Source organism: Streptomyces sp. NPDC048590 (genome assembly GCF_043199535.1).
GTDB lineage: Bacteria > Actinomycetota > Actinomycetes > Streptomycetales > Streptomycetaceae > Streptomyces.
Genome location: NZ_JBICWC010000005.1, coordinates 246,009 through 266,616 on the forward strand (window position 1 = coordinate 246,009; position 20,608 = coordinate 266,616).

A 20,608-nucleotide genomic window follows, 5' to 3' on the forward strand; every position below is an offset into this window, starting at 1 on the left:
CCGGCGGTGGCGCCGGGATCGCGGAGGAGGCGGTCTTCGATGCGAGGAGCACGGACCACCCGCCGGGTGGTCACCCGGGGTCACGTCGTGCACCGCGCCTGCCGGTTCTTCCTCCGGCAGGGCACGGTGGACATGCAGGCACTGTCGAGGGACCTGGCGGTGAGCAGGGCGACCCTCTACCGCGTCGCCGGCAGCAGGGACGCACTTCTGACGGACGTGCTGTGGGAGCTTGCCGACCACCTCCTGGAGAGGGCGCGGCGCCGTCGTACCCGAGGGGGAGTGGACGGGGTCCTGGAGATCACCCGGTACTTCGTCACGGCGCTGCGCGCCTCCGCACCTTTCGAGGCATTCCTCCGTGCCGAGCCCGACACGGCGCGGAGGCTGCTCACCGGCGGCTGCGTGCACCGGCGGGCCGTACTGGCACAGCGGAGCATCCTGCTGGAGGCGGAGGGGCGGGATCGCATCTGGTCCGGTTCCGGTATCGACGATCTGGCCTACCTCTACGTCAGAGTCGTCGAATCAGCGCTGTACGCCGAGCTGCTGAGCCGGCGTCGACCTGACTTCGATCTGGCCGAACGCGCTGCCCGTGCGGTGCTCCAGCAAACCCGCCGAACAGCGGCGGACACAAGCTGAGACCGCCGTCTCACGCTGGGGCCGATGCCTGGCGGGCCGTCGTGACCGGCCGTAGTTTCCGTGCCCGACGACGGCAACCCGGAGGAAACGATGGCTAGTTCCCAGCCGGCCCGCACCGACCGGACGAGGCTGCTCACCGCCGTGCTTCTGGCGTGCGTGGCCACTCTCGCCGCCCTGACGGCGCCCACGCAGGCGGCGACCGCACCACGCACCACGGTCAACCCCGTGATCTTCGTGCACGGGCAGGAGGGCTCTGCCCAGCAGTGGCAGTCCCAGGCGAAGCGGTTCTCCGGCAACGGCTACCGCGACGACCTGCTGTACGTCCACGAGTACGACACCTCCCTCGCGGGCGACGACCACGCGATCGCCGGACTGGAGGCCCTGGTCGACACCGTCCTCGCGCGCACCGGCGCGCAGCGGGTCGACCTCCTGGCCCACTCGAGGGGAACCCGGGTGGCCCAGGCATATCTCTCCGAGCCCGAACACGCGGCAGAGGTCGCCAAGTACGTGAACCTGGACGGCCGTACGGCCTCCTCCCCGCCCGGCGGCGTACCCACCCTGGCCATCTGGAGCGGCCTCCAGCCGAACGGCTCGATCGAAGGGGCGCGCAACGTCCACGAGCCACAGGCGGGACACACCGAGAGCGCGACGTCCGCCGAGAGCTTCGCGCACATCTACGCCTTCCTCCGGGGCAGGCCGCCGCTCACCACCCGTGTGCTGCCCGAGCCCCCCGCATCGGTGGAGATCTCCGGGCGCACCGTGCACTTCCCACAGAACAGGGGGCTCGCCGGCCGCCTCGAGGTGTGGCGGCTCGACCCTGCGACCGGCACCCGAGCCGGCCTCCTCCCGCGACACGTCGTACGGGTCGGCGCGGACGGAGCCTTCGGCCCGCTCGGGGTCAGCGGCCGCGAGCACTACGAGCTGGCGTTCGTCCGGGCCGGGGAGCGGACCAACCACTTCTACTTCGAACCCTTCGAGCGCAGCGACCACTTCGTACGGCTGCTCGTCTCCCCGCCGGGCGGCGTGGCGGACTCCATCGACGCCTGCCCCGCACACACGGCGCTCACCGTCGTCCGCGCACGCGAGTGGCGGTCCGGCACCGCTGACGACGACCGGCTCCGCATCGTGGGGACGGACGTCCTCAATCCGGCCGTCTCACCACAACTGAGGCAGATACTGGGCCTGTTCGCCTTCGACAAGGGGTGTGACGGCGTCAGCCACCTCGACGCGGCGCTGCCGCCCTTCGACCGGGTCCCCTTCCTGACGGCGACCGACCTCTCCCTTCCGGCAGAGGCGAACGGCGGTGGAACGATCCCCGTCACCCAGACCATGCGAGGGGGCGCGGGGGTGGACGAGACTCTGGCGGTTCCGAACTGGCCATCCGCCGGTCACACCGTGTCGCTGCTCTTCAAGGACTACGTGGACATCCCATCCGGCGGCTGAGCCCGCGCTGTACGACGGTGCGCCGCTCCCCTGGGCCCGGCACGAGGGGCGGCGCACGGGGGGTTCGGGCCGTGACGCGGACGGTCTCGGTCCGCGGAGGACGCGTGGGCGCGGATCGGCCGATGAGTGCGGTAACCGACAGGTCGGGGCCCGGAGGGGCCGGGCCCAGGTCGGTCCGGGGACGGGAACGCCTCATCCCGAGAGTGTCCCTTTCGCTCTGTTCCTTCCGTCCTTCACAACAAATACATATCGTGTTGACCATCTCTCGCGTGTCAGCCCATGTGGACTGATAAGTAGATACCTCCAGGGGGGCCGTTGGCGTGGATACCCCTGTGCGCCCGCTCAGGAGGTACTTGCCGCATGCTCCAGAAGCCCCGGACCGTGTCCGCCACCACCAGCGATCCGGCTCTCGACCGGCTGAAGGCTGTACTTGACGGATGGCGCAACTCGCTTCTGGACATGGGCGGGCGCAACCGGCTGCTGAACTTCCGGCATACCAGGACGTCGACTCTCGAGATCGCGTCACCCGTCGCGGAGTCCCTGCTGTCGCAGCTCGTCAGGGGCTGGGAGTTCGCGCCCGTGGAGGAGGCCGTCGAGGAATCCGACGACCGGGGCCCCGGGGTGGTCGATCCGCGAGCCAACCCAGGCCTGACCACACAGAAGGCCACCCAGGCAGCGCTCGACAGTGCCTTGTACCAACTGCGCCAGAAGTCCGGTCAGATGTTCAACGATTACGGCCTCTGGGTTCTGTGGCTGGGAATCGGCATGCTGGACTGGCGCGAGGACGGTGCGCACGAGAGCAGCTCCGCGCCGCTGCTGTTGGTCCCGGTGGAGTTGCGCCGGGACAGCCATCGGCGGTACCGGCTCCACCTGGCCGAGGGCCAGGAGCGAGCGCACAACCCCGCCCTCGCCGTGAAGCTGGAGCGGATGGGGGTTGACTGGTCCTCGGTCACCGGTGCCGACGTCACCGATCTGACGGCTCTGTTCTCCGGTGCCCGTGCGGTCGCGGCCGGGCAGAAGGGCTGGTCCGTCGACGAGCGCGTCGTACTGGGTCTGTTCGCCTCGCACCGCGAAGCGATGTACCAGGATCTGCAGCAGAATGAGGACCGGATCCTCGGGCATCCGCTGGTCCGAGCCGTTGCCCTCGGTCCCGATGCGGGTCTGCCCGACGACCTCATCGGGTTCGACCCTCCGGAGCTGGACCGCATCGACGACGTCCAGCTGCCCGAGAAGACCCCGCTGGTCATGGATGCCGACGCCTCTCAACGACAGTGCATCGCCGCGGCACTCGACAACCGCTCCTTCGTCATGAGTGGTCCGCCCGGTACCGGCAAGAGCCAGACCATCACCAACATGATCGCCGCGCTCATGCACGCCGGCCGCAGTGTGCTGTTCGTCAGCGAGAAGGCCGCCGCACTGGATGTCGTGCGCAACAGGCTGCGTGGAGTCGGTCTCGGCGACTTCGTCATGGCGCTCCACAGCGGTGATTCGAGCAAGAAGGCGGTTGCCACCGAGTTGGCCCGAGTGCTGACCACAGAAGCCCGGGTCACTGGAGCCGCCGAGCACGAACTGGAGCATGCACGCCGACTGCGCGAAGAACTGTCCGCGTACGCGGCCGGAATGAACCAGGTCCGGGAGCCCCTCCGGCGGACGCTCCATGACGTCCTGGGGCGACTGGTCCAGCTGGAGCAGGCAGGTACGCCGCAGCTGACGCTGTCCGCTCGGGACGCGAAAACCGTCCGCGCTCTGAGCGCCGGAGCCCTGCAGGAGCTTGCCGGCGCCACCAAGGCCATCAGCAGGGCCTGGCGCCCGGCCGCCGAAGGGGATGCCTTCCCCTGGCGAGGCCTGGTCGGCACAGCCGCGCATCAGGTCGCCACCGAGGCATCCGACTCCCTGGACGCGCTGCAGACCGCGATGGGCCGTCGTCCCTTCACCGCGACGGTGGACGAACCCCGTTCGGTTCGCGAGCTGCAGCAGACGGTGCGGTCGGTGCGGTCAGGCCTGCCCGACGGACTGGGGGCACCCGAAGCGCCCCTGCCCGACGATGTCCCCAGCCAGCTCGCGCAGCTCGCCGACATGTTCGGTCTGCCCAAGCCTGAACACGTCGAGCAGGCCTTCGCCCTCTGTGAGCTCGCCGATCTGACGACGGCCGAACACCGCCCGCCGCGAGGCTGGTTCGACGGCGATGCTCTGAGCCGAGCGCACCAGGCCGCGCGGGAACTGAGGCAGGCGCTGAGCGCCGAGAACGAGGCGCGTACGACCGCCGAGGACGTCTTCGGCGAGAAGGTCCTTGAGTCGGCGGATCTGCGGGACATGGCCGCCCGTTTCGCAGATCAGCACCGCGGGATGATGGCCCGGTTCTCGGCCCGGTGCAAGGCTGACCGCGAGGCCGTCGCGGCACTCACCCACTCCGGAGTCTGGGCCAAGTCGTTGGTCGGCCGCCTGAACCATGCCCTGGCCTGGCACACGGCAGCGGCTGAGGTAGCACGCCTCGCGACTGAGTACGCCTCCCTCCTGGGCCGGTACACCCCACGCAGCCAGGGTGCGGTTGACGCGCTCGACGGGGCTCTGGCGAACGCTGACCGAATCGCGGAGCTGAGCCGTGATGCCGACGGCCGGGATCTGCTGGCCGGACAGCTGGCCGACGGCGTCGACACGGACCGCCTTCCGCGACTGCTGGCCGGGAACGTCCGGCGATCGCTGGGCGACTGGTGTGCGATCTCCACCGGTCGGGCCGAACGCTGGACCGCGTCCGTGACCACGCTGCTCGACCTATTCGACCCCGCACGGCAAGGGCAACTCTCGCCGCTCCTGCTGGGCACCTTCGACCAGGCGCGGCAGGTCGTCGACGCGTTGCTCGCCGACCCGCACGGACCCGAGGAGTGGAACACATACCGTGACGGCCTCGGCGTCCTCGCCCGTCACGGAGCCGACGCCCTCGTGGCGAGCGCGGCCGAGCGGGCCGTCGACCCGCAGCGGCTGCCGCAGATCGTGGAGCAGGCGATGCTCCGGTCCTGGGCGGACGACATCCTCGCCACGGACACAAGGCTCCGCACGACCCGTGCGGACGACCTGGACGCACGCGTGGCGGACTACCAGGAAGCCGATCGCCGCCTGATCGCTGCGGCAGGCGGTGCGGTGATCGAGGCATGCAACAAGCGCCGGCCTCGCAACTTCGGTAGCGGGGGCGCTGCTGTCATCACCCGTGAGGCGGAGAAGAAGACCCGGCACATGCCTGTGCGTGAACTGCTCGGCCGGACGCGCGAGGCGGTGCAACCGGTCAAACCGTGCTTCATGATGAGTCCGTTGACTGTCAGTCAATACCTGCCGTCCGACTATCACTTCGACGTTGTCATCTTCGACGAAGCCTCGCAGGTCCGGCCCGGTGACGCGATCAACTGCATCTATCGCGGACGTACCCTCGTCGTCGCCGGTGACGACAAGCAGCTGCCGCCGACCTCATTCTTCGATTCAGCGGGCGAGGACGACTCGGACGAGTACGAGGAAAGCGTGCCCGACTCCTTCGAGTCGCTGCTGCACGCCTGCAAGGCAGGTGCCATGCGGGAATTGCCCCTGCGCTGGCATTACCGAAGCCGCCACGAGGATCTGATCACCTTCAGCAACCGTTCGTTCTACCAGAACTCGATGGTGACCTTCCCCGGCGCCCTCGACGAAGGCAACGACGTCGGTGTCGCCTTCCTCAAGGCCGATGGCGCCTACGACCGGGGCGGTCGCCGTGACAACCGGGCCGAGGCGGACTACGTCGCCGATCGCGTCATCCATCATTTCGACACCCGCCCCGGCAGGACACTCGGAGTGGTGGCCCTGTCCCAAGCTCAGGCCTCAGCCATCGACCAAGCCGTACAGCAGGCCCGTGTCCTCCGCCCCGACCTGGAACACTGCTTCACCGAGGGCCGCCTGGACGGCTTCTTCGTCAAGAACCTCGAGTCGGTGCAGGGCGACGAACGCGACGTGATGATCATGTCGGTCGGCTACGGCCCCGACGAGCACGGAAAGCTCGGGCTGAACTTCGGCCCCATCAACAAGGGAGGCGGCTGGCGACGCCTCAATGTGGCGGTCACCCGCGCCCGCTACCGCATGGAGGTCGTCGCGTCATTCCGCGGTGCGAGCCTGGGCGACAGTACGAACGAAAGTGTCCAGCATCTCAAGCGCTATCTGGAGTACGCGGAGAACGGTCCCGCCATCCTCGCCCGTGATGTCGTCCAGTCGGACGCGGAACCCGACAGCCCCTTCGAGGAGTCCGTACTGACCGTGCTGCGCGACTGGGGCTATGAGGTGCAGCCGCAGGTCGGAGTCGCCGGCTACCGCATCGACCTCGGCCTGCGCCACCCGGAGCTGCCGGGCGCGTACGCCCTCGGCATCGAGTGCGACGGGGCGATGTACCACTCCTCGAAGACGGCCCGGGACCGGGACCGGTTGCGCGAGCAGGTACTCAACGGCCTGGGCTGGCGGCTCCACCGGATCTGGGGCACCGACTGGTACCGGGGGAGGGCGGCAGCCGAGCTACGGTTGCGGGAGGCGGTCGAGCAGGCAATTGCTCAGGGCCCGATGACGGCCTCGGCCCAGGTGCCGCTGCCTTCGGAGCCGATGGACGAGCCGTCCGTCGGCCCTGCACCGTCGGCCTCCTCGGTCAGCGCTGCGGCACGGACGGGCGGCCAGGTGCTCACGGTTCCGGTCGCGCGGGTGCCCGTACGGTCGGATGCCGTGGAGTACGAGCGCGTGCCCGTCGAACCGGAGCCGGACCGGCAGTGGAGCGCCCCTTACCGGACCCTCTCGGTCCGGACCGGCTCGCCCCATCAGATGCACACGGCAGAGGCGCGGCCCGCGCTGCGGGGAGTGCTGGAACAGATCATCGAGTTCGAAGGGCCCGTACACGAGGACCTGCTGATGCTGCGGGCGCGCACGGCCTGGGGTGTGACCAAGTCGGGCAGCCGCATCCAGGACAACATCCGCCAGGTGGTGCGGGCCATGGTCCGCACAGGGCGCTTCTCCAGCGCCGGACCATTCCTCGATGTGGCGCGGCGCGCCGACCTGAAGGCCCGGCGCCCGGAGGACGGGGAGGCCGCACGGAAGATCGCCCACATCTCTCCGGACGAGCGACATCTGGCCCTCTGCGAGCTGACGGCGGAGTGCCCGGGCATGACGCAGGACGAGCTGATCAAGCAGACCTGCGACTTCTTCGGATGGCGGCGGACGGGCAAGGACATCAAGGAGCGCCTGACAGCCGACATCGCGGATCTGCACCGGCTGGGCCGGCTGGAGGGCAGCCCAGAGCGGGTGAGCGTGGTGCGGTGAGCCGATTGCGATGCCGCCAGGGGACCACGCGTCGGATACCGAGCCGTCAGGGTGCCCGGGACAGCCGGAAGTCCTGCTCGGGCCGATCTGGAGGCAGCCCTCTCGAAGCGTGCCGTCACAGCGCCTGTTGAGGCGTGGGATCGCTTCGTGGACGTTGTTCGTCCTGGCGGCACATCAGCCCCCGGCGCCTGAGGTGCCGGGGGCTGATGTGTGCGCGGGAATGTCAGCCCAGCTGCTCGTACGCCGGCAGCGTCAGGAAGTCCGCGTAGTCCTGGTCGAGGGAGACCGTGAGCAGCAGGTCGTGGGCCTGCTGCCACTTGCCGGACTCGAAGGTCTCGTCGCCGATCTCCTCGCGGATCGCGGCCAGTTCCTCGGCCGCGACCTTGCGGGCGAGGTCGGCCGTGGCATGCTCGCCGTTCTCGAAGACGACGTCGGCGTTGATCCACTGCCAGATCTGCGAGCGCGAGATCTCGGCGGTGGCCGCGTCCTCCATCAGGTTGAAGATGGCGACCGCGCCCATGCCGCGCAGCCACGCCTCGATGTAGCGGATGCCGACCGCCACCGCGTTGCGGAGACCGTCGTACGAGGGCTTCGCGTCCAGGGTGTCGATGGCGATCAGGTCGCCCGCCGCCACCGAGACGTCCTCGCGCAGGCGGTCCTTCTGGTTCGGCTTGGCACCGAGGACCGAGTCGAAGGAGGCCATCGCGATCGGGACGAGGTCCGGGTGGGCGACCCAGGAGCCGTCGAAGCCGTCGCCGGCCTCGCGGTCCTTGTCCGCCTTGACCTTCTCGAAGGCGACCTTGTTGACCTCGGCGTCACGCCGCGAGGGGATGAACGCCGCCATGCCGCCGATGGCGTGCGCGCCGCGCTTGTGGCAGGTACGCACCAGGAGTTCGGTGTAGGCGCGCATGAACGGCGCGGTCATCGTGACCAGGTTGCGGTCGGGCAGGACGAACTTCGAGCCGCCGTCCCGGAAGTTCTTGACGATGGAGAAGAGGTAGTCCCAGCGGCCCGCGTTCAGGCCGGAGGCGTGGTCGCGGAGCTCGTAGAGGATCTCCTCCATCTCGTACGCGGCGGTGATCGTCTCGATGAGGACGGTCGCGCGGACGGTGCCCTGCGGGATGCCGACGTAGTCCTGGGCGAAGACGAAGATGTCGTTCCAGAGGCGGGCTTCCAGGTGCGACTCCGTCTTCGGCAGGTAGAAGTACGGGCCCTTGCCGAGCTCGATGAGGCGCTTGGCGTTGTGGAAGAAGTAGAGGCCGAAGTCGACCAGTGCGCCGGGCACCGGGGTGCCGTCGAGCTGGAGGTGGCGCTCGTTCAGGTGCCAGCCACGCGGACGCATGACGACGGTCGCGAGCTCCTCGGCGGGCTTCAGCGCGTAGGACTTGCCGGACCTGGAATCGGTGAAGTCGATGTTCCGGGTGTAGGCGTCGATCAGGTTGAGCTGGCCGGTGACGACGTTCTCCCACGTGGGGGCGGACGCGTCCTCGAAGTCGGCGAGCCAGACCTTGGCGCCCGAGTTCAGGGCGTTGATGGTCATCTTGCGGTCGGTCGGGCCGGTGATCTCCACCCGGCGGTCGTCGAGCGCGGCCGGGGCCGGGGCGACCTTCCAGGTGTCGTCCACGCGGATCGCTTCCGTCTCGGGGAGGAAGTCCAGCGTGGAGGTGCGGGCGATCTCGGCCCGGCGCTCGCCGCGACGGGCGAGCAGCTCGTCACGGCGCGGCGTGAACTGCCGGTGCAGCTCGGCCACGAACGCGAGGGCCGCATCGGTCAGGACCTCGTCCTGCCTCGGCAGGGGCTCGGCATCGACGATGGCCAGCGGGGACGGCGCTGGTGCGGACATGAGCTGTCACTCCTTCAGCGGGGCGGCGCGGGCGGCGTCCCACGGCTGCCGGGTCGCCTGAGATGGCACGGGGTGCCATGGCTCCGAGATACGGCCGTGGGTGCCGTACGGGTGCGGAAGCGGCGCTGCTTCGGTGCAGTGCGCTTCTGATCAGTGGATATTAGTTTCCTCATGGTGGAAGTTCAATGGTTTGTTGATGTCGAGATTCTCCGAGTCGACAGATCGCCCCCCCCGGTGGCTCGGCGTGCCAGGCCGCGTACGTTCCGTCGATCCGCCTGTGGCCGTTCGATCTCCGTGTACCCCGCTCACTCCAGGCGTGTCAGATCGGCCGCCGTGTCGATGTCGTAGGCCTCGGCCACATCGGAACACTCCACGAGGGTGATCGCATCGCGGTGTGCCCGCAGATACGCACGCGCGCCCTGGTCGCCCACCGCGCCCGCCGTGATGTCCGCCCATCGACCGGCCCCGAAGAGCACCGGATGCCCGCGCTCCCCGCCGTACGAGGCGGCCGCGATCGTCGCGGGCGAGCGGTAGGCCGAGCGGACCCGGGCGACGGCCTCGGCGCCGATGCCCGGCTGGTCGACCAGGAGTACCAGGGCGGCGTCCGCCGCCGAGCCTTCTAGAGCGTCCAGACCGGCCCTGAGCGAGGAGCCCATGCCCTCCTCCCAGCCGGGGTTCACCGTCACCCTTGAGTCGGTGAGGTCGGCCCGTGCGCGCACGTCCTCGGCCGCCGCGCCCAGCACGACGTGCACGGGGCCGCACCCGCCGTCGCGCAGGACCCGCACCGCGTGTTCGACGAGGGGGCGACCCCGGTGGTTCAGCAGCGCTTTGGGCCTGCCGCCCAGGCGGCGGCCGCCGCCGGCGGCGAGCAGCACTCCGGCGATCACGGGAATCCGCTGTGTATGAGCCATGCGCCCTGGATACCATCGCCGGCGCCGTCGCCGGGGCAAGGGGTGTCAGCCCTCGGGGGTACGCTCGTTCTTCGTCCGCACGGTGGCGCACGCCACCGTCGATGGCGTTAACTTGGCCGCGCCCCGGAGCACTTGACCACTGCGCCGGGCTGGTCGACACACCGGCACAATGACGTGCGAGGGGGAGTGCTTTGTTGCGAAGCGTGGGGCGGGAGCGGTTGACGGGCAGTGGCGAGGACCCGAGAGTGACGGAGCTGCGCCTGGCCGTCTCCCGGCTCCGCCGTGAGCTGGCCGGGCACCCTGCCGAGTTCCCTGACCGGGGCATCGCCGAGGAGGAGCTCGCGGCGCTGGACGCCATGGCGGGCAGCGGGAGGCCGGAGACCCCTCGCCTGCGTCGTTCGCTGCTCCTGGTGGCAGGGGCGATCGGCTCGGTCAGCGCGCTCGCGCCCGGTCTGCGCGAGGTCCGTATGGCTGTCGAACTCTTCGGTGACCCACCGGCCAGGTGACCCACCGGCCAGGTCACCCACCGGCCAGGTGACCATCCGGCCGCATGGCCACCGCGTAGGCCGACGATCACGCCCGCCGACGATCGCGCCGGCCGGCCGTCACGCCCGCAGGGGCACTCGGTCCGCGTGGACGCTGCCTCGCGGATGTCCACGGGGTGCGGCCCGACGACCGGCCGGAGCGGTGCCCCGGCCGGAGGCGCCGTCAGGTGGCGGGCCCCGTGCTGGCGAGCGCTTCGGAGAGCTCCTTGGCGATCTGCTGCAGGATCGGCACGATCCGCTCGGTCGCGGTCTCGGTCACCCGGCCGGCAGGCCCGGAGATCGAGATGGCCGCCGAGGTGGGGGAGTCCGGCACGGAGACCGCGAGGCAGCGCACGCCGATCTCCTGCTCGTTGTCGTCCACCGCGTAGCCCGCCCTGCGCACCTGCTCCAGCGCGTCGAGGAAGCCGTCCGCCGTGGTGATCGTCTTCTCGGTCGCCGCGGGCATGCCCGTACGAGCCAGCAGGGCCCGCACCTCGTCGGCCGGGGTGTGCGCGAGCAGCGCCTTTCCGACGCCGGTCGAGTGCGGGAGGACCCGCCGGCCGACCTCGGTGAACATGCGCATCGAGTGCTTCGACGGCACCTGGGCGACGTAGACGATCTCGTCCCCGTCCAGCAGTGCCATGTTCGCCGTCTCGCCGGTCTCCTCCACGAGTCGCTGGAGGTACGGGCGCGCCCAGGTCCCCAGCAGCCGGGAAGCGGACTCGCCCAGCCGGATCAGGCGGGGACCCAGCGCGTAGCGCCGGTTCGGCTGCTGGCGCACGTAGCCGCACACGACCAGGGTGCGCATCAGCCGGTGGATCGTCGGGAGCGGAAGGCCGCTGCTCGCGGAGAGTTCGCTGAGCCCGACCTCACCCCCGGCGTCCGCCATGCGCTCCAGCAGATCGAAGGCGCGTTCGAGGGACTGCACGCCGCCGCTGGGGCCGGCGGGCTTGGAGTCGGAAGTGCTGGCGTGGGACGGCGGCACGTCAACGGTCCTTTCGAGGCGGAGGCAAGGCAGCAGCCTACCGGGCTGCTCCTGATCGGCCCACTGCTCCCGGTGCGACGTCCTTGCCGGTCAGGACCTGTTTTGTCCTGGTGTCGACGGTCAGGGCCGAGTTGGGCCGGAAGCGCGGTGGAGTGGCTCCTGGCCTATTCTACGTTCCGCTTGGTGAAAATGAACTTTTACTTTGTGGAAATATCCAATCTCCACCCTCCGTGATCCACTGGGTGGCGGCCGGGGGAGGCGGGGTCTTGACGGCCCGCTTTCCTGAGTGAGAACTTTCTTCAACAAATCGTTGAAAACTGCGTGAGGAGCACAGGTGTCCGGTACGGACGTGAAGCTGGTACTCCGCTCGACGCGCGTCGTCACCCCCGAGGGAACCCGCGCCGCAGCGGTCCTCGTCGCCGACGGGCAGATCGAGGCGGTCCTGCCGTACGACGCCGAGGTGCCGGAGGGTGCCCGCGTCGAGGACTTCGGGGACGATGTCCTGCTCCCGGGGCTCGTCGACACCCATGTCCATGTGAACGACCCCGGGCGCACCCACTGGGAAGGCTTCTGGACGGCCACCCGCGCCGCGGCCGCCGGCGGCATCACGACCCTGCTCGACATGCCGCTGAACTCGCTCCCCCCGACCACGACCGTGGAGAACCTCCGGGTCAAGCAGGAGGTCGCCGCGCCCAAGGCGCACATCGACACCGGCTTCTGGGGCGGGGCGCTGCCCGACAACGTGAAGGACCTGCGGCCGCTGCACGACGCCGGTGTCTTCGGCTTCAAGTGTTTCCTCTCGCCCTCCGGCGTGGAGGAGTTCCCCGAGCTGAACCAGGAGCAGCTGGCCAACTCCCTCGCGGAGATCGCCGGCTTCGGCGGCCTGCTGATCGTGCACGCCGAGGACCCGCACCACCTCGCGTCGGCGCCGCAGAAGAGCGGCGAGAAGTACGCCGACTTCCTGGCGTCCCGCCCGCGCGACGCGGAGAACACCGCGATCGAGAACCTGATCGCCCAGGCCCGGCGGCTGAACGCCCGGGTGCACGTCCTGCACCTGTCCTCCAGCGACGCGCTGCCGCAGATCGCGGCGGCGAAGCGGGACGGCGTCAAGGTCACGGTCGAGTCCTGCCCGCACTTCCTCACCCTGACCGCCGAGGAAGTCCCCGACGGCGCCACCGAGTTCAAGTGCTGCCCCCCGATCCGGGAGGCCGAGAACCAGGACGTCCTGTGGGCCGGGCTCGCGGACGGGACGATCGACTGCATCGTCTCCGACCACTCGCCCTGCACCACCGACCTCAAGACGCCGGACTTCGCCTCCGCCTGGGGCGGGATCTCCTCCCTCCAGCTCGGTCTGCCGGCCATCTGGACCGAGGCCCGTCGCCGCGGCCACACCCTGGACGACGTCGTCCGCTGGATGTCGGCCGCCCCCGCCGAACTCGCGGGCCTGCACCGCAAGGGAGCCATCGAGGCCGGACGGGACGCCGACTTCGCCGTCCTCGACCCGGAGGCCACCTTCACCGTCGACCCCGCCGAGCTCTTCCACCGCAACCAGGTCACCGCCTACGCGGGCAAGACCCTGCACGGTGTCGTCAGGTCGACCTGGCTGCGCGGCACCCGGATCGCGGCCGACGGCGAACTCGCCGAGCCCACCGGCCGCCTCCTCGAAAGGAACCAGTGACCATGACGGTGATCCCCCACTTCACCGGTGATGCGAAGCCGTACGGCGGAGGGGACCCCTACGCCGACTACCGCACCGCGGACTTCCCCTTCGCGCAGCTCGTGGACCTCGCGGACCGGCGTCTGGGCGCGGGAGTCGTCGCCGCCAACGACGAGTTCTTCGCGGAGCGCGAGAACCTGCTGAAGCCGGAGCCCGCGGAGTTCGACCCCGAGCACTTCGGTCACAAGGGCAAGATCATGGACGGCTGGGAGACCCGCCGCCGACGCGGCGTGAGTGCCGCCGAGCCGCACCCGACGGACGCGGACCACGACTGGGCCCTCGTACGCCTCGGTGCTCCGGGCGTGGTGCGCGGACTGGTCGTCGACACCGCGCACTTCCGCGGCAACTACCCGCAGTCCGTCTCGGTCGAGGGCACCTCGCTGCCGGGCTCCCCGTCCCCCGAGGAGCTCCTCGCCCCCGGGGTGGAGTGGACGACCCTCGTCCCCCGTACGGCGGTCGGCGGTCACGCGGCCAACGGCTTCGCCGTCGAATCCGGCCGGCGCTTCACCCACCTCCGGGTCAACCAGCACCCCGACGGCGGCATAGCGAGGCTGCGCGTGTACGGCGAGGTGGCCCCGGACCCGGCGTGGCTGGCCGCCCTCGGTACGTTCGACCTGGTCGCGCTGGAGAACGGCGGTGAGGTCGAGGACGCCTCGGACCGCTTCTACTCCCCGGCCACCAACACGATCGCACCGGGCCGTTCCCGCAAGATGGACGACGGCTGGGAGACCCGCCGCCGGCGTGACAAGGGCAACGACTGGATCCGCTACCGGCTGGCCGAGCAGTCCGAGATCAGGGCGCTGGAGATCGACACCGCCTACCTGAAGGGCAACGCCGCGGGGTGGGCGGAGATCTCGGTCACCGACGGGGAGGGCACCGAAACGGTCGAACTGCTGCCCCGCACCCGGCTGCAGCCCGACACCAACCACCGGTTCGTCCTGCCGGAGCCGGTGCGTGGGACGCACGTCCGGATCGACATCTTCCCGGACGGCGGGATCTCCCGGCTGCGGCTCTTCGGATCGCTGACCGAGGAGGGCGCGGCACGGCTCTCGGCCCGGCACGAGGCGCTGGGCGGGTAGCCTCCGCGCCGCGCTCAGCGCGCGGTGCACTGGTGTGCCGGTTCATCACCGGACCACGCCGGTATGCGACCCTGGTCGGGACGTCGCCGTCCCGACCAGGAGTCACCATGATCTTCATCGCCGTCAAGTTCACCGTGCGCGCCGTCGAGCGGGACAACTGGCTCCCGGCCGTCGAGGAATTCACCCTGGCCACCCGTCAGGAGCCCGGCAATCTCTTCTTCGACTGGTCCTACAGCGTCGAGAATCCCGACCAGTTCATCCTGCTGGAGGCCTTCGCCTCGCAGGAGGCCGGAGAGGCGCACGTGAACTCCGACCACTTCAAGGCCGCGATCGACACGATGTCCGAACTCGTCAGCGAGGTACCGGAGATCATCAACGTCGAGGTGCCCGGGAACGACTGGTCCCGCATGTCCGAGGTCACCCCGCGCAACCGCTGACCGCCGTCCGGGCGGTCGGCCGTCCCGTCACCGCCGACCGCCCCGGAACCCCTGCGGTCCGACGTGCCGTCAGAACTCCTCGTGGACCTCGGGATCGCCGCCGAACCGGTGCGGCGGCCGTGACCCGATCCGGTCCAGCTCCAGCTGAGTGAGTTCGAAGCCGAACAGGTCGAGATTCTCCCGCTGCCGTCCCGGGTCGGCCGACTTCGGGATCGGCACCGCCCCCAGCTGGGTGTGCCATCGCAGTACGACCTGGCCGGGCGTCACCCCGTGTGCCTCGGCGGCGGCGATCACCTCCGGCGCCTCCAGGACCTGCCGCCCCCGGGCCAGCGGGCTCCAGCTCTCGGTGACGATGCCCTTCGACTCGTGCACCGCGCGGAGTTCCTCCTGGGGGAGCAGCGGGTGCATCTCGATCTGGTTCACCACGGGCAGGACACCCGTCTCCCGCTCCAGGCGGTCCAGGTGTGCGGCCGTGAAGTTGGAGACGCCGATCGAACGGACCAGGCCATCCTCCCGGAGCTTGATCATGGCCTTCCAGGTGTCCACGTACTTGTCCACCCGGGGCAGCGGCCAGTGGATCAGGTACAGGTCGACGTACTCCAGCCCGAGCCTGCCGCGCGACTCCTCGAACGAGGCCAGCGTCTCCTCGTACCCGTGGTGCCGGCCGGGCACCTTCGTCGTGACGTAGAGCTCCTCACGCGGGACCCCGGAGCGGGAGATCCCACGGCCGGTGCCGGTCTCGTTGCGGTAGTTCAGGGCGGTGTCCACGAGGCGGTAGCCGAGCCCCAGGGCGCCTGCGACGGCCTGCTCTGCGGCCTCGTCGTCGAGCGGCCAGGTGCCGAGGCCCACCGCGGGAACGGTGCTGCCGTCGTGAAGATTGCGGACCGGCGTCGGAGTCTGGCTCATGGTCTCCCATTCCTTCGTGCGTGCCTTCCCCGCCAGCCTAGGACGGCTCGCGAGGGGTGCGCGACGCGGGACGTCCCAGGTCGGCGCTGTCCCGGCGCCTCCCCGGGGGGCCGTCGGACGGCCCCCCGGATCAGGGCAAGGGGGCGCGCGCCTTCCCGCCGAAGCCCTCAGGGCGCGGCGGGCAGCAGCGCCGGGTCCGTGGCCACCGAGCGCAGCCGCCCCAGGATGGCCCGAGCTGCCTTGGTGTAGCCGGGACTGTTGTTGTGCAGGACGGACTCGGCGTTGGCCAGCTCCATGAACGCGATGAGTTCGAAGGCCAGTTGCGAGACATCGGTGCCGGACGCGATCTCGCGCCGCACCCGGGCCTCCTCTACGGTCTCCTCCACGAAGGTGACCCAGCCCGTCTGCGTGGAGGCCAGGGCGTCGTGCACCTTGCCCTCCCGGGAGTCGAACTCGGCGATCGTCGCGTAGAAGAAGCAGCCACCGCTGAACACCCGGCGCTGCGAGTACGCGATCCAGCTCTCGCACATCCGCCACACCCGGCCCAGTCCCGGCGCCGCCGCCCGGGTCGGGGTCAGCACATGCTCGACGAAGACGGCCACGGCGGCGCGCACGGTGGCCAGCTGCAGCTCCTCCTTGGACCCGAAGAGGGCGAACACCCCGCTCTTGCTCAGCTTCAGCTCCGTGGCGAGCCGGCCGAGCGACAGGCCCTCCAGCCCCTCGGCCGAGGCGACGTGGACCGCGCGTCCCAGCACCAGCTGCCTGGTCTGGTTCCCCCGTTCGACCCGTCCGTCCAGCCGCGCTCCACCCATGTGCCAACTCCGTGTGTCGGACCGTCCCAAGACCGACATTCTAGGAGGACCCGACACGGCCGAAGCACCCATTCGGCCGGTGGGGGGACCCCTGCGAACAGGTGCCCGGTTCACCGTGCGGACGGAGGTTCCGAGCAGGGGCCGCGTTCGATACGGTGACCGTTCCCCGTGCGAGCCGGTGAGGTCTCCACATCGTTCCCGTTGTGGAGAACCAGGAGAACCGACGTGTCCACCGCCGTCCTGCCCGCGCTCGCCCCGTCCCGCCGCGCCTGGGCCACCGACCTCCCGCTGCTGCTCGTCGCCGCCGTGTGGGGCGCCAGCTACCTGGCCGCCAAGGGCATCACCACGACGCACACCGTCATCGCCGTCCTCGTGCTCCGCTTCACCATCGTGCTGCCCGCACTGGTACTCGCCGGATGGCGCGGGCTGCGCGCACTGAGCGCCGCGCAGTGGCGGGGTGCGGCTCTGCTGGGGCTGATGCTCAGCGTGATCTTCCTGCTCGAGACCTACGGCGTCGTACACACCTCGGCGACGAACGCCGGACTCATCATCAGCCTCACGATGATCTTCACCCCGCTGGCCGAGGCGGCCGTGACCCGCGTCCGCCCGCCCGCGTCCTTCCTCGCCGCGGCCGGTCTGTCGGTCGTCGGCGTGGTGCTGCTGACCCAGGGCGGCGGCTTCACCAGCCCCTCGGCGGGCGACCTCCTGATGCTGCTCGCGGCCGTCGCGCGCACGGTCCACGTGCTGGCCATGGCGCGCATCAAGGCCGTCCAGGACGCCGACTCGCTTCCCCTGACCACGGTCCAACTGGGCAGCGCCCTGGTCGTCTTCGCCGTGCTGGCCACCCTCCCCGGGACCGGCGCGGCGCCATGGCCGGTGGCCGCGGACTTCGGCGCCCGCGAGTGGGCGGGGCTGCTCTTCCTGTCCGTCCTCTGCACGCTCTTCGCGTTCTTCGTGCAGATGTGGTCGGTGCGCCGCACCTCGCCGTCCCGCGTCAGCCTGCTCCTCGGGACGGAGCCGCTCTGGGCGGCCGCCGCGGGCATCGCGATCGGGGGCGAGCGCCTTGGCATCCCTGGCATGGCGGGCGCCGTGCTCGTCCTCGCGGGCACCGCGTGGGGACGCCGGTGCGCCGACGCCACGGGCTGACCCCGGCAGCCTCTCCGTGGCACGAGCCCGACAGCCGCGTGCGAGACCCAGCCTGACGCGACGTCAGGCCGCGTCTCCTCCACGAGGACGAGGACGGGGCGGACCGATGCGCCTAGGCTGATCGCGTCGGACCGTAGAGGGGGCGGGATCATGCACGTGGTCGATCTGCGCGGGGCACGGGACTTCCAGGCGAATCCGTATCCGTACTACGCGAAGATGCGCGCCGAGGGCCCGGTCCACGCCGTCCGGACCGACGACTTCGAGCGGATCTGGATGATCGTCGGATACGAGGAGGCACGAGCCGCCCTCGCCGACCAGCGGTTCAGCAAGGACTGGCGTACGACGCAGACCTGGTCGGCGTCGAGCAATCCCATCAACGCCAACATGCTGGAGATGGACGCCCCGCACCACACACGCCTGCGCAAGCTCGTCGCACGGGAGTTCACCCCGCGCAGGGTCGAGGCCCTGCGTCCCCGCGTCGAGCAGATCACCGGAGAGCTCCTCGACGCGATGGTGCCAGCCGGGAGCGCGGACCTGGTCGACGCGTTCGCATTCCCGCTGCCGATGACCGTGATCTGCGAACTCCTCGGCGTACCCGACATGGACCGCGACGCCTTCCGGTCCATGTCCAACTCCATCGTCACGCCCGTCTCGGCAGAGCGGGAGAGCGAGGCGGTCCACGCCATGGGCGCCTACCTCGACGAACTCGTCGAGGACAAGCGCTGCTCCCCGGGGGACGACCTGCTGAGCGCGCTGATCCAGGCCCGCGAGGACGGCGACGGCCTGTCCCGTGACGAACTGATCGGCATGGCCTTCCTGTTGCTGGTGGCGGGGCACGAGACGACCGTGAACCTGATCTCCAACGGCGTACGGGCTCTGCTGGACCACCCCGGTCAACTGGAACTCCTGCGCGCCGAGCCGGAACTCATCGACGGAGCTGTCGAGGAGATGCTCCGCTACGACGGCCCCGTCGCGACGGCGACCTTCCGGTTCACCAGGGAACCCGTGACCATCGGCGCGGCGGTCATTCCGCAGGGTGAGGCGGTGCTCGTCGCCCTCGGCTCCGGTGACCGGGACTCCGGCCGCTACCCGGACCCTGACACCTTCGACATCCGGCGCGAGGCGCAGGGGCACCTGGCCTTCGGTCACGGCATCCACTTCTGCCTGGGTGCGCCGCTGGCCCGGATGGAGGGGAGGATCGCGATCAGCGCCCTGCTCGACCGTTGCCCCGGCCTGGCCCACGACCCGGTGGGCGGGGAGCTCGAATGGCTGCCGGGGCTGCTGCTGAGGGGGGTCCGTCATCTGCCCGTCCGCTGGTGAGGTGGAATGACCGCCATGACCGCACTCTCCGCCGAAATCGCCCAGCAGGTCCTCGACAGCCAGCCGTTCAGCGCGCTCGTGGGTGCGCGCATCACCGGATTCGGGGACGGCTCGGCCGTCCTCGAGATCGACGTACGCAAGGAACTCACCCAGCAGAACGGCTTTCTGCACGGGGGAGTGCTGTCCTATGCCGCCGACAACGCGATCACCTTCGCCGCCGGGACCACGCTCGGGCCCGCCGTTCTCACCGGGGGCTTCTCCATCCAGTACGTCCGTCCGGCGAGCGGCCGCACCCTGAGCGCACGGGCGGAGGTGGTCCATACCGGGCGCAGGCAGGCGGTGGTGCGCTGCGATCTGTACACCTCGGACGACGAGGGCGCCGAGACCCTGTGCGCGGTCGCGCAGGGGACCGTCCTCTCCGTCCGCCCGTCCTGAAACGGTCTTCCCGGGCGGAGCCGGCCGCCCGTTCAGTCCGCCGGGATCTCCGCCATCGCCACCGGCCGGCGCTCGGCCCGGGAGAGCTCGCACGCCTCGGCGACGCGCAGGGCGTGCAGCGCCTCGCGTCCGTCGCAGGGGTTGGGCAGTTCACCGCGCACGACAGCCAGGAAGGCGTCGAGTTCGGCCTCGTACGCGGGGGCGAAGCGTTCCAGGAATCCGGTCCACGGCTCGGCGGGCGCGGGCGGCCCCTCCGGCTCGGCCGAGGTGAGCGGGGTACGGACGTCGAGGCCGACCGCGATCTGGTCCAGCTCGCCCGCCAGTTCCATGCGTACGTCGTAGCCGGCGCCGTTGCACCGGGTGGCCGTCGCGGTGGCGAGGGCGCCGTCGTCCAGGGTCAGCAGTGCGGCCGCCGTGTCGACGTCGCCCGCCTCGCGGAAGACCGGAGGCCCGGCGTCCGACCCGGTGGCGTACACCTCCGCCACCTCACGGCCCGTCACCCAGCGCAGGATGTCGAAGTCGTGCACCAGGCAGTCCCTGAACAGCCCACCGGAGAGCGGCAGATACGCCGCCGGAGGGGGTGCAGGATCGGCCGTCGTCGCCCGTACGGTGTGCAGCCTGCCCAGTGCCCCGCCGCGCACCGCGGCGCGGGCGGCGGCGTAGCCCGCGTCGAAGCGGCGCATGAATCCGAGCTGGAGCACGCTCCCGGCACGTTCGACCTCGCGCAGGGCGCCCAGCGTTCCCGTCAGGTCGAGGGCGATCGGCTTCTCGCAGAACGCGGGCAGACCTGCGCGGGCCGCCCGGGCGATGAGGTCGGCGTGCGCGGCGGTCGCCGAGGTGATCACCACGGCGTCCAGCCCCGCGCCGAGCAGTTCCTCGGCGGTGGGTACGACGGTCGCCCCGGTTCTGGCGGCGGTCCGTCCGGCGCGTACGGAGTCGGGGTCCGTCACCACCAGCGAGCCGACCGCGGGGTGGCGTGCCAGGACGTCCGCGTGGAAGGAACCGATCCTGCCCGTGCCGATGAGTCCGATGCGCATGGACCCAACGTGCCGCCCGCCAGTCGCACTGTCAACTATATGTCCTGACAAATAGGAGGTGCCG

The 20,608-nt window shown here is 70.4% G+C and carries 16 protein-coding genes; 10 read left to right on the top strand and 6 right to left on the bottom strand.

Features of this window, described 5'->3' with window-relative positions:
* Nucleotides 1–39 precede the first annotated feature (39 nt).
* From ACGFNN_RS17005 to ACGFNN_RS17015, 3 genes are all read left to right on the top strand, one after another.
* On the top strand, nucleotides 40–633 hold the full coding sequence (locus ACGFNN_RS17005; protein ID WP_393556590.1) for a QsdR family transcriptional regulator: 594 nt from the start codon (nucleotides 40–42) through the stop codon (nucleotides 631–633).
* A gap of 90 nt (nucleotides 634–723) precedes the next feature.
* A complete protein-coding gene (locus tag ACGFNN_RS17010) occupies nucleotides 724–2,076 on the top strand; it encodes a hypothetical protein (protein WP_393556592.1) in 1,353 nt (450 codons plus the stop codon).
* 360 nt (nucleotides 2,077–2,436) lie between these two features.
* Nucleotides 2,437–7,392 (top strand): DUF3320 domain-containing protein, encoded by a 4,956-nt coding sequence (locus tag ACGFNN_RS17015; RefSeq protein ID WP_393556594.1) that lies wholly within the window; start codon nucleotides 2,437–2,439, stop codon nucleotides 7,390–7,392.
* Between the two features lie 223 nt (nucleotides 7,393–7,615).
* Here the strand turns inward: ACGFNN_RS17015 and aceB are convergent, their stop codons facing one another.
* Nucleotides 7,616–9,235: a malate synthase A gene (gene aceB / locus ACGFNN_RS17020; protein ID WP_393556595.1), complete on the bottom strand. Its 1,620-nt coding sequence runs from the start codon at nucleotides 9,233–9,235 to the stop codon at nucleotides 7,616–7,618.
* Between the two features lie 305 nt (nucleotides 9,236–9,540).
* Nucleotides 9,541–10,146 carry an NTP transferase domain-containing protein gene (locus ACGFNN_RS17025; RefSeq protein WP_393556597.1) on the bottom strand — a complete coding sequence of 202 codons (606 nt, stop codon included), beginning with the start codon at nucleotides 10,144–10,146 and terminating at the stop codon, nucleotides 9,541–9,543.
* A 191-nt stretch (nucleotides 10,147–10,337) separates the two neighbouring features.
* Here ACGFNN_RS17025 and ACGFNN_RS17030 point away from each other — a divergent pair, with 191 nt between their 5' ends.
* On the top strand, nucleotides 10,338–10,652 hold the full coding sequence (locus ACGFNN_RS17030; RefSeq protein WP_393556599.1) for a DUF5955 family protein: 315 nt from the start codon (nucleotides 10,338–10,340) through the stop codon (nucleotides 10,650–10,652).
* Nucleotides 10,653–10,854: 202 nt separating this feature from the next.
* Here ACGFNN_RS17030 and ACGFNN_RS17035 read toward each other — a convergent pair whose 3' ends face one another.
* Nucleotides 10,855–11,655, bottom strand: coding sequence for an IclR family transcriptional regulator (locus ACGFNN_RS17035; protein ID WP_362664343.1), 801 nt, complete (start codon nucleotides 11,653–11,655; stop codon nucleotides 10,855–10,857).
* A gap of 334 nt (nucleotides 11,656–11,989) precedes the next feature.
* On the opposite strand from ACGFNN_RS17035, the gene allB reads away from it, so the two are divergent.
* From allB to ACGFNN_RS17050, 3 genes are all read left to right on the top strand, one after another.
* On the top strand, nucleotides 11,990–13,333 hold the full coding sequence (allB, locus tag ACGFNN_RS17040) for an allantoinase AllB (protein ID WP_393556601.1): 1,344 nt from the start codon (nucleotides 11,990–11,992) through the stop codon (nucleotides 13,331–13,333).
* A 2-nt stretch (nucleotides 13,334–13,335) separates the two neighbouring features.
* A complete protein-coding gene (gene alc, locus ACGFNN_RS17045; protein ID WP_393556603.1) occupies nucleotides 13,336–14,451 on the top strand; it encodes an allantoicase in 1,116 nt (371 codons plus the stop codon).
* A 107-nt stretch (nucleotides 14,452–14,558) separates the two neighbouring features.
* On the top strand, nucleotides 14,559–14,888 hold the full coding sequence (locus tag ACGFNN_RS17050; RefSeq protein WP_362545006.1) for a putative quinol monooxygenase: 330 nt from the start codon (nucleotides 14,559–14,561) through the stop codon (nucleotides 14,886–14,888).
* A gap of 69 nt (nucleotides 14,889–14,957) precedes the next feature.
* Here the strand turns inward: ACGFNN_RS17050 and ACGFNN_RS17055 are convergent, their stop codons facing one another.
* Nucleotides 14,958–15,794: an aldo/keto reductase gene (locus ACGFNN_RS17055; protein ID WP_393556605.1), complete on the bottom strand. Its 837-nt coding sequence runs from the start codon at nucleotides 15,792–15,794 to the stop codon at nucleotides 14,958–14,960.
* 167 nt (nucleotides 15,795–15,961) lie between these two features.
* A complete protein-coding gene (locus ACGFNN_RS17060) occupies nucleotides 15,962–16,606 on the bottom strand; it encodes a TetR/AcrR family transcriptional regulator (protein WP_393556607.1) in 645 nt (214 codons plus the stop codon).
* A gap of 225 nt (nucleotides 16,607–16,831) precedes the next feature.
* On the opposite strand from ACGFNN_RS17060, the gene ACGFNN_RS17065 reads away from it, so the two are divergent.
* The 3 genes from ACGFNN_RS17065 to ACGFNN_RS17075 all read left to right on the top strand — a co-directional run bounded on the left by ACGFNN_RS17065 (nucleotide 16,832) and on the right by ACGFNN_RS17075 (nucleotide 19,507).
* Nucleotides 16,832–17,752 carry a DMT family transporter gene (locus ACGFNN_RS17065; protein WP_393556609.1) on the top strand — a complete coding sequence of 307 codons (921 nt, stop codon included), beginning with the start codon at nucleotides 16,832–16,834 and terminating at the stop codon, nucleotides 17,750–17,752.
* 150 nt (nucleotides 17,753–17,902) lie between these two features.
* Nucleotides 17,903–19,072, top strand: coding sequence for a cytochrome P450 (locus tag ACGFNN_RS17070; RefSeq protein WP_393556610.1), 1,170 nt, complete (start codon nucleotides 17,903–17,905; stop codon nucleotides 19,070–19,072).
* A 6-nt stretch (nucleotides 19,073–19,078) separates the two neighbouring features.
* The gene (locus ACGFNN_RS17075; protein WP_393556612.1) at nucleotides 19,079–19,507 is read left to right on the top strand and encodes a PaaI family thioesterase; all 429 of its coding nucleotides are present in this window, start codon (nucleotides 19,079–19,081) and stop codon (nucleotides 19,505–19,507) included.
* A gap of 32 nt (nucleotides 19,508–19,539) precedes the next feature.
* On the opposite strand, the gene ACGFNN_RS17080 is transcribed toward ACGFNN_RS17075, so the two are convergent.
* On the bottom strand, nucleotides 19,540–20,544 hold the full coding sequence (locus ACGFNN_RS17080) for a Gfo/Idh/MocA family oxidoreductase (RefSeq protein WP_393556614.1): 1,005 nt from the start codon (nucleotides 20,542–20,544) through the stop codon (nucleotides 19,540–19,542).
* Between the last annotated feature and the right edge of the window lie 64 nt (nucleotides 20,545–20,608).

Bases quoted from the DNA above. Each gene is read 5' to 3' on its own strand.
- alc (WP_393556603.1), top strand. From the start codon at position 13,336: ATGACGGTGATCCCCCACTTCACCGGTGATGCGAAGCCGTACGGCGGA.
- ACGFNN_RS17005 (WP_393556590.1), top strand. From the start codon at position 40: ATGCGAGGAGCACGGACCACCCGCCGGGTGGTCACCCGGGGTCACGTC.
- ACGFNN_RS17075 (WP_393556612.1), top strand. From the start codon at position 19,079: ATGACCGCCATGACCGCACTCTCCGCCGAAATCGCCCAGCAGGTCCTC.
- ACGFNN_RS17070 (WP_393556610.1), top strand. From the start codon at position 17,903: ATGCACGTGGTCGATCTGCGCGGGGCACGGGACTTCCAGGCGAATCCG.
- ACGFNN_RS17010 (WP_393556592.1), top strand. From the start codon at position 724: ATGGCTAGTTCCCAGCCGGCCCGCACCGACCGGACGAGGCTGCTCACC.
- ACGFNN_RS17055 (WP_393556605.1), bottom strand. From the start codon at position 15,794: ATGAGCCAGACTCCGACGCCGGTCCGCAATCTTCACGACGGCAGCACC.
- ACGFNN_RS17050 (WP_362545006.1), top strand. From the start codon at position 14,559: ATGATCTTCATCGCCGTCAAGTTCACCGTGCGCGCCGTCGAGCGGGAC.
- ACGFNN_RS17025 (WP_393556597.1), bottom strand. From the start codon at position 10,146: ATGGCTCATACACAGCGGATTCCCGTGATCGCCGGAGTGCTGCTCGCC.
- ACGFNN_RS17060 (WP_393556607.1), bottom strand. From the start codon at position 16,606: ATGGGTGGAGCGCGGCTGGACGGACGGGTCGAACGGGGGAACCAGACC.
- ACGFNN_RS17080 (WP_393556614.1), bottom strand. From the start codon at position 20,544: ATGCGCATCGGACTCATCGGCACGGGCAGGATCGGTTCCTTCCACGCG.
- ACGFNN_RS17015 (WP_393556594.1), top strand. From the start codon at position 2,437: ATGCTCCAGAAGCCCCGGACCGTGTCCGCCACCACCAGCGATCCGGCT.
- aceB (WP_393556595.1), bottom strand. From the start codon at position 9,235: ATGTCCGCACCAGCGCCGTCCCCGCTGGCCATCGTCGATGCCGAGCCC.